This is a genomic window from Lacinutrix cladophorae (assembly GCF_053604645.1).
In genome coordinates this window covers 1-7,688 of the sequence record NZ_JBSHNR010000103.1, presented here as the reverse complement: position 1 = coordinate 7,688, position 7,688 = coordinate 1, and the positions used below count along the sequence as shown (strand labels likewise).

Sequence of the window (7,688 nt, the reverse complement as noted above, 5' to 3'; positions counted from 1 at the left end):
AAAACTAAGCACAACAACGTGTATAACCAATTGCTTGGTTCTAGCCTACTTGGAAATTCCTAACGGAATTTCCTCTGGTTCGTTTTCTTTTGTTAACTTAGTTCCAGCCAACGCAACTAGCCATACACAAAACCGTTACCTACAATTATGAAAATCCGCATTCTATTAATATTATTCATTCTGATTTCAGCTTGTAAACAAAATAAAAAAGATACTCAAGCGGAAATTATTACTGATAAATCAAAATCTGAATTAAAGAATAAAACTGAAATAATTATTCCTGAAAATATCGATTCTGAATTTAAATTTTTTCTTGATTTTTTTAATAAAGATTCTACTTTTCAAATAAGTAGAGTTGATTTTCCAATTAAAATAAAGGATTTCCAAAAAGTTGAATTTGAGCTGAACGAACGAATAATAAATCAGAGTGAATATGTCCTAAAAAATATCTCTATAAATAAGACATCTGAAAAAGAAGTTTTTGGAGAATATGAACAGATTATAATAATCGAAAATGAAAATGCTCTAATCGAAATTAACGGAATTGAAAACGGAATAGCAATTGAATATGAGTTTAAAAAAATTAATGGAAAATGGAAGTTAATAACTTGGACTAACCAATCAACATAAAAAGAACTGTAGGTAACAATGTATATAATTCATTGCTAGTACTAGCCTACTCGGAAAATCCTACGGATTTTCCTCTGGTTCGTTTCTTTTTGCTAAATTAGTTGCTGAATCACGCAACGAAATCATACACTAGACCGTTGTGCTTCATTATCAGAAACCGCTAACCAATGATAAAATTCTTTAGAAAAATTAGACAAAATCTACTCTCTGAAAATAAATTCAGTAAATATCTGATTTATGCTATTGGAGAAATTGTACTTGTGGTTATTGGAATTTTGATTGCACTTCAAATCAATAATTGGAACCAAGAACGAATTCAGAAGCTTGAAGAACAAACCATTGTAAAGAACATTCATACTGAATATTTGCAAAACAAAACGATTTTAAAAAGAAGAATTGAGGAAGCTGAATTATGTGAGGCAGCCCTTAAACAATTAATGAATATTATTGGCAAAGACGAAGATTATCTTAGAAAGCAAAATGTCGACAGTTTACTTTTTTATGCCTTTGACCCTCCTATATTCAGACCCTCGGAAAACACCATTTCTGGTCTCATACAATCAGGTCGTTTGGATTTACTCAAAAATAAGGAGCTAGTTAATTTAATATATAATTGGGGACGAACGATGAAGGCGTTGACAGATAGAACAACAAGATTTACTGCAATATCTGATAACGAGATTTCTCCCTACTTATCAAAAAAATATTCCTATAAAGATATTGATGCTTATGGTCCTTTAAATTGGAAAGAAAAATCAAACCTGAAGGTGGATAAATTTCAAATTTTTAAAGAAATTGAATTCGAAAATCTTACTGACAATTTTTTATACTGGATGGTAGATAACAAAAATCTGTTTATAGAATTAGACCAATTAAATGATAAAATTCTTAAGGAAACTCAATATGATTAAATTATAAATAACGAAAGCACAACAATGTGTATAATTCATTGCTAGTTATAGCCTACTTACGAAAGTCCTCACGGACTTTCTATCTGTGATTTATTTGCTAACTTTAGTGCTTAAACACGCAACGAAATCATACACAAAACCGTTGTAACACATTTGACCAAATTAACAAAATGAAGAAATACAAATTAAACATTCTGACTTTTTTACTTTTAGTTCCAATTTTTGCTATTGGACAAATACCCAAAGGACATTTTTTAGATGCCGACGAAACTGCTGAAAGAGGATATAAGGCAAAACCGTTTAAACAGGAGAAAGAAGGAATTTATCATTATGCAGTTTTGACAGAATTACCATTTGAAAATGACTGCGATTTTGGTCTTTCAGAAAAAGAACAAATCGCTTGTTCTGAAAAGAATTTAAGAAATTTTATTTACCCTAAACTTTCTTCAGAAATTAATTTTAAAGGAAATGTTTATGTTTATTTGACAGTAACAGAAAATTCAAAAGTTATAGATGTAACTGTAAGTTCATACCCAAATTCAGAATCGACAAATAATCTCATAAAAGAAGCACTTAATTCAATCGAATTTAGACCAGGAAATTTTGAAAATGAAATTGTTAAATCAAGACTTTGGACTTCATTCACATTCCCTTCTTCTTCAAACGAGCTTTTTTCTGTGTCTTTAGCAAAAATGCAAGAAGATAAAAATCCTGAATATAAGAACTATGAAAACCTGATTTTTGATGCAAGTCAATATATTTTCTCAAATCCTGTTTATCCTAATGGAACTGAATTTCGAGCTGCTGCGCAAATTGTTGGATTTTGGATGAATAAAGATATTGGAATGGGAATCCCGACTTTTGGTGATTTTTTCACTTCTCTTACCAACAAAGACAAACAACAGTTTCTTTACTCTGTTGCTATGATAAATTACGGATTAGACCAAAAGATAAATCATAACCGAATTTTAGAATGTAAGCCAAAAGACGGCGAAAAGTATAGCGAACAAGAAGATGTTAAAGAAGTGCAACTTGGAGGAGCAAAAATTTTATTAGAATTTATAGGAGATGATAAGAATAACGTTCCGATGACTTCAAAGACAAGAAAATTTTACAAAGCTTACGAAAAAGGAAAACTTGAAGGAAAATTATTTGAATAAAAACGTGTTACAACAATGTATATAAAAAATTGCTATTTTGTGCTTAACCAATGTGAGTTGCTTTGTTTGCTAGCTTCTGATTTTCCTTCGGAAAATCCTCGCACACAAACACGCAACATTTCATATACGTAAACGTTGGCAATAATTATGAAAAAGACAATCTATCTGATTTTAATATTAATGAGTTTCCAAAGTTGCAGCGGACAATTAAAATGTTCTGATTTAAAAAACGGAATATTTGAATTAAAGTCCGAGACTGGAACAACAATAATTGAAAGAAAAGGAAACACACAGATTGAAAAAAATGACGGATTGAATTATTACTCTGATGTGGAGTGGATAACGGACTGTAAGTATGAATTAAAAAATCATCGGAATCATAACGGAGAACTTGAAAAAGAGGAATTGAACAGCGTTTATACAGTTGAGATAATTGAAATAATGAAAGATTCTGTGAGAATTAAGACAAGTGCAAATTATTCTGACAAAAGCCTTGAACGAACATTGAAAATAATTGAAATAAAATAACTATTGCCAACACCGTATATAAAAAATTGCTGGTGTTTAGCTTAAACAAAGGTTGTTGCACGTTTGCTACGTCTGATTTTCCTTCGGAAAATCCTCGCACGCAAACACGCAACTTTCCATATACAAACACGTTAGCCACAAGCTAAAAAAATCACAATAATTACCATATTGGTAACTTATTTATTATATTTGCGTCAAACAATTATAATGTGAGAGTAATCGCAAAACGAACTTTACGAGATTTTTGGGAAAAACACGCTGATTGTGAAGAACAATTAAAATCGTGGTATAGAGAAACTGAAAAATCCGAATGGAATAGCATTAATGAATTAAAAAGGGAATATCCCAGCGCAAGTATTTTAAAGGACAATAAAATTGTCTATAATATTAAAGGAAATAATTATCGATTAATTGTGAGGTTCAATTTTGAATTTCAAATTTGTTGGATAAGGTTTATCGGAACTCACGCTGAATATGACAAAATTGACGCAAATAATATCTGATTATGAATATTGCACCTATTAGAAACGAAAAAGATTATCAAAAAGCACTCGAGAGACTTGAGGATATTTTTGATTCAAAAAAAGGAACTGAACAAGGAGACGAACTTGAAATACTTTCCATCTTAATTGACCGCTTTGAAAACGAGAATTTTCCAATTGGAATGCCTGATCCTATTGAGGCCATTAAATTTCGCATGGAACAAATGGGAATGAAACAAAAAGATTTGGCTGAAGTTGTCGGTTTTAAAAGTAGAGTTAGTGAGATTTTGAATAAAAAACGCAAACTGACTTTAGATATGATTAGAAAACTAAATACTACTCTTCATATTCCTACTGAAGTATTAATTCAAGATTATTAACTGATAAGAGCCTGTGGCTAACATCGTGTATAAAAAATCGCTAAATTAGTGCTTAAATAAAGTTAGTTGCACTTTTGTTACGTTTGATTTTCCTGCGGAAAATCCTCGCACACAAAAACGCAACTTTTCATACACAAACACGTTGTCTATAATGCCAAAGAAAAATCGTTCATTGAAAAAATAATCTCGAAAGAGATAAAAATCTTGATTCTCAAGGTTACTAAGTCTATTGACTTTACTATGCTCGTAGTCAGAGTTGGTCTGTCGATAAATCCACAAAATTTATTAACGCCATTAAAAACGAAGATTATGAAAAAAATAGAACAGATTAACGGAATTCTGAAAAGAACAAAAATTATGAATTTTATAAAAAGTATGGTTTTAGGAGTCGCATTCGTGGAGAAGATGGTCTAACTTCTGACTATAAAGCATAGAAACAAATAGATACTTATTAGCTGAATTCAAGACTGAATGCGTGGGCAGGTTCGATTCCTGCCTTCTCTACCACTCTAAATTTAAAATTTATGGAAATTGAAAGTTTTAAAATATCTGGACACTCAACAAAACGAAATTGGGCTGTTTATCTAATTGTTGCTAAACCAATAAAAAGTAATGATAAAATTATGCTTTATGTTGGCAAAGTTGGAGATAATAGAGATGGTTGTAATCCAGTAATTTCAAGAGTTGGTAATCATTTCTCTTTTACAAAAGCTCATTCCCAAATTAGAACAGCTCTAAAAGATAAAAGAACCGAAGATTATAATTATGAATATTTTTATTGTCATTTCGGAGAATATGAAAATGAAATAAGTTTGCGAATTAAAAGCAGAAAGAAAACAGATGAACTAGAACGTGAATTAAATAGAATCGTTCAGAAACGGATGGATAAAAACACTTTTGAGCTTATGAATCCTTTTAGCGGAAAAACGATATCCAAAGCAAAAACAGATGAACGAGCTAAATTGATAACTAAAGAAGAGAAAGAAATGTTGGAAAAACTATGTAGGAAAGCACTATAGACAACACGGTGTATAAAACATAGCTAATAAGTGCTTAACCGAAAGGTTTGTGTATATTTAAAAAGTCCGCCAAATTTTTAATTTGGCTTTTAAAATTAATAAGTTAAAAACAAAATATAAAAATTCGGCTCTGTGTTAATCCGAAAAATTAGTGTCTTTTTGCACGCTACGTTCCATACACAAGTCCGTTGTGCATAATGTCAGAAAAACGACGCAACCAAATCAACATTCATGCATCTATAAAATAAAAGCATATTATGGATAAGATATTTAAAACAAGTTTTCTAATTTCAATTTTATTCATTTTTGGATGTAATAATTCTGATGAACAGAATGAAATGCAGCAACTAGACTGCCTATCAACTGGTTTGCAAAATGGAGTTGTTGCTTTCTATCCATTTAATAGTGGGTCGATAAATGACGAATCTGGTAATAACAACAATTTAACTAATACTACATCTGCGAGTGCAACTGCTGATAGAAATGGAAATCCTAATTGTGCATATCAATTTAATTCTACTAATGATGAGTTTCTAAGCTTCTCTAATCCTACCTTTCTTAATGACATACAAAATGGAGGTTTTTCTATTTCATTATGGTATTTACTTGAAGCAGAAGGTGGAGGAATATTAATAAGCCGAGGAAATGAATTCGGAAATTGTAATGGAGCAATTGGAGAATGGTCTTTATATATTTCAGATAATAACTGGCCTCATTTCGCAATAAATAGTTATAAAATTGAAGCAGTAACAAGTATTGATAGTGAACCATTAAATGAATGGCACAATATAGTGGTTACTAGTAATCTAATTGACTTAAAAGTTTATCAAGATGGCGCTTTAATTGAAGATAATGAATTTGTTATTTGTAATAGTATTCCTCCTACAAGTTCTTTGAATACTGGTGACTTATTTATTGGAGAATTAATCACAGGAAAATTGGATGATATAATTATATACAATCGTATATTATCTGAAACTGAAATAACAGAATTATCTAATATAACAGCCTGTTGCAATTAAAAACACTATGCACAACAACGTGTATATTTAATTGCTAGGTCTAGCCTACTTACGAATATTCCTGCGGAATATTCTATTCGTTTTTTATTTACTAAATTAGTTGCTAAATCACGCAACTAACCATACACAACACGTTGTACAACATATGAAGAACTTACTTTTAATAGTCATTTTTCTTTCCTCAAGTTTTTTTGTGTTTGGACAAGATTCTACTTCTGAGTATCCAAAAGACTATAAGCCTAAAAGTGTAAAAGATGCATTAAATTACATGGAATTCTCTCTTTCTGAAAAAGAAAAAATGGAATTCAAAAATAAGACTGAAAGTGATGCAACAATTGGTGCACATTTTGGTTACGGCATGTTTATTAGAAATTCCTGGCTTCGTCATGGGAATCCTAAGTTGTTAAACTATTTCTATAAAAAGAAAGTTTTTCCAATGGATGATATGTCGTCAATAATTTTAAAACTCTTTCATAGAAAACTGAACAACAAAGATTATGATATAAAGCCTTTACTAGAACCATATAAAACAAGATGGAAACAAGGAAAAGAAGGAAGAAAGAAATATAAAGATAGCATTGATAACTTACTGAAAAGTTTCAAAGTAAATGACACGATAACTTTTAAGTATTATTATACAGTAGTTGGACATACACCTGAAGAAATGGAACTTTATAAAGAGTGTCAACCTAAAGCTATTGTTTTAAAAAGAAACATAAGGAAAAGACGTCTTTTTGTAAAACTAGTATCTGCATGTAAAAACGACGGAATTAGAACAGATTTCGATAGAGATAACGGAACTATTCCAATAGAATTAAACGGAACAGGTTGGACAAATTATTATGAATGGGAACAATAATACGTTGTACAACAACGTATATAATCCATTGCTAATACTAGCTTACTTACGAAAATCCTCGCGGATTTTCTATTCGGTTTTTTTTTGCTAAATTACGTGCTAAACCACGCAACGTATCATATACAAGACCGTTAGCATTCATATTTTCTTTAGATTTTCAAAAACGAAAATTCAGGTAATATGAAATTAAAATTTTTAATAAACTTTTTTTAGTTCATTACCATTTATACATTTTTTTCCCACAAGCTTTTAAGATTAATAAGGAAAAGATAGCCTGAAATGCTGAACGCAAATAAATCCATAGCTCCGATTTATGGATTTTACTCAAGAAATTTTTAAGATTAAAAGAATGAAATAACCTGAAAAAACTAAACGGATAATTAATTCTTAGCTTCGATTCATGGATTTGTAACAAGAAACTTTTGAGATCAAAAGAATAAAAAACTCTGAAATACGGAACGCAAATATTAAACTTGAAATACGGAACGCAAAAATAATTCCTAGCTTCGGTTCATGGATTTTTCACAAAAATCATTTGAAATCAAAAAGAAAAAAATAACCTGAAATACTGAATGTAAAATGCTTAAAAAAACTAAACCATACGTAATGCTAACAACGTGTATATTTTATTGCTAGTTCTCGCCTACTTACGAAAATCCTCGCGGATTTTCTATTCGGTTTTTATTTGCTAACTTAG

9 protein-coding genes and 1 tRNA gene are annotated in these 7,688 nt (G+C 30.3%); all 10 read left to right on the top strand.

Annotation, left to right across the window (positions count from 1 at the left end; genetic code table 11):
• Positions 1–147: 147 nt before the first annotated feature.
• Positions 148–630, top strand: a complete 483-nt coding sequence (locus ACVC3Y_RS05945; protein ID WP_452226373.1) for a hypothetical protein — start codon at positions 148–150, stop codon at positions 628–630.
• 167 nt (positions 631–797) lie between these two features.
• A complete protein-coding gene (locus ACVC3Y_RS05940) occupies positions 798–1,541 on the top strand; it encodes a DUF6090 family protein (protein ID WP_452226372.1) in 744 nt (247 codons plus the stop codon).
• A 170-nt stretch (positions 1,542–1,711) separates the two neighbouring features.
• On the top strand, positions 1,712–2,701 hold the full coding sequence (locus ACVC3Y_RS05935) for a hypothetical protein (RefSeq protein ID WP_452226371.1): 990 nt from the start codon (positions 1,712–1,714) through the stop codon (positions 2,699–2,701).
• 147 nt (positions 2,702–2,848) lie between these two features.
• The gene (locus ACVC3Y_RS05930) at positions 2,849–3,229 is read left to right on the top strand and encodes a hypothetical protein (protein WP_452226370.1); all 381 of its coding nucleotides are present in this window, start codon (positions 2,849–2,851) and stop codon (positions 3,227–3,229) included.
• Between the two features lie 209 nt (positions 3,230–3,438).
• On the top strand, positions 3,439–3,732 hold the full coding sequence (locus ACVC3Y_RS05925; protein WP_215967038.1) for a type II toxin-antitoxin system HigB family toxin: 294 nt from the start codon (positions 3,439–3,441) through the stop codon (positions 3,730–3,732).
• A gap of 2 nt (positions 3,733–3,734) precedes the next feature.
• Positions 3,735–4,091 (top strand): helix-turn-helix domain-containing protein, encoded by a 357-nt coding sequence (locus ACVC3Y_RS05920; RefSeq protein WP_452226369.1) that lies wholly within the window; start codon positions 3,735–3,737, stop codon positions 4,089–4,091.
• Between the two features lie 398 nt (positions 4,092–4,489).
• Positions 4,490–4,598, top strand: a tRNA-OTHER gene (locus ACVC3Y_RS05915).
• 17 nt (positions 4,599–4,615) lie between these two features.
• A complete protein-coding gene (locus ACVC3Y_RS05910; protein WP_452226368.1) occupies positions 4,616–5,110 on the top strand; it encodes a hypothetical protein in 495 nt (164 codons plus the stop codon).
• Between the two features lie 257 nt (positions 5,111–5,367).
• Positions 5,368–6,132, top strand: a complete 765-nt coding sequence (locus ACVC3Y_RS05905) for a LamG domain-containing protein (RefSeq protein WP_452226367.1) — start codon at positions 5,368–5,370, stop codon at positions 6,130–6,132.
• A gap of 145 nt (positions 6,133–6,277) precedes the next feature.
• Positions 6,278–6,991, top strand: a complete 714-nt coding sequence (locus tag ACVC3Y_RS05900; RefSeq protein WP_452226366.1) for a DUF6794 domain-containing protein — start codon at positions 6,278–6,280, stop codon at positions 6,989–6,991.
• Positions 6,992–7,688 lie beyond the last annotated feature (697 nt).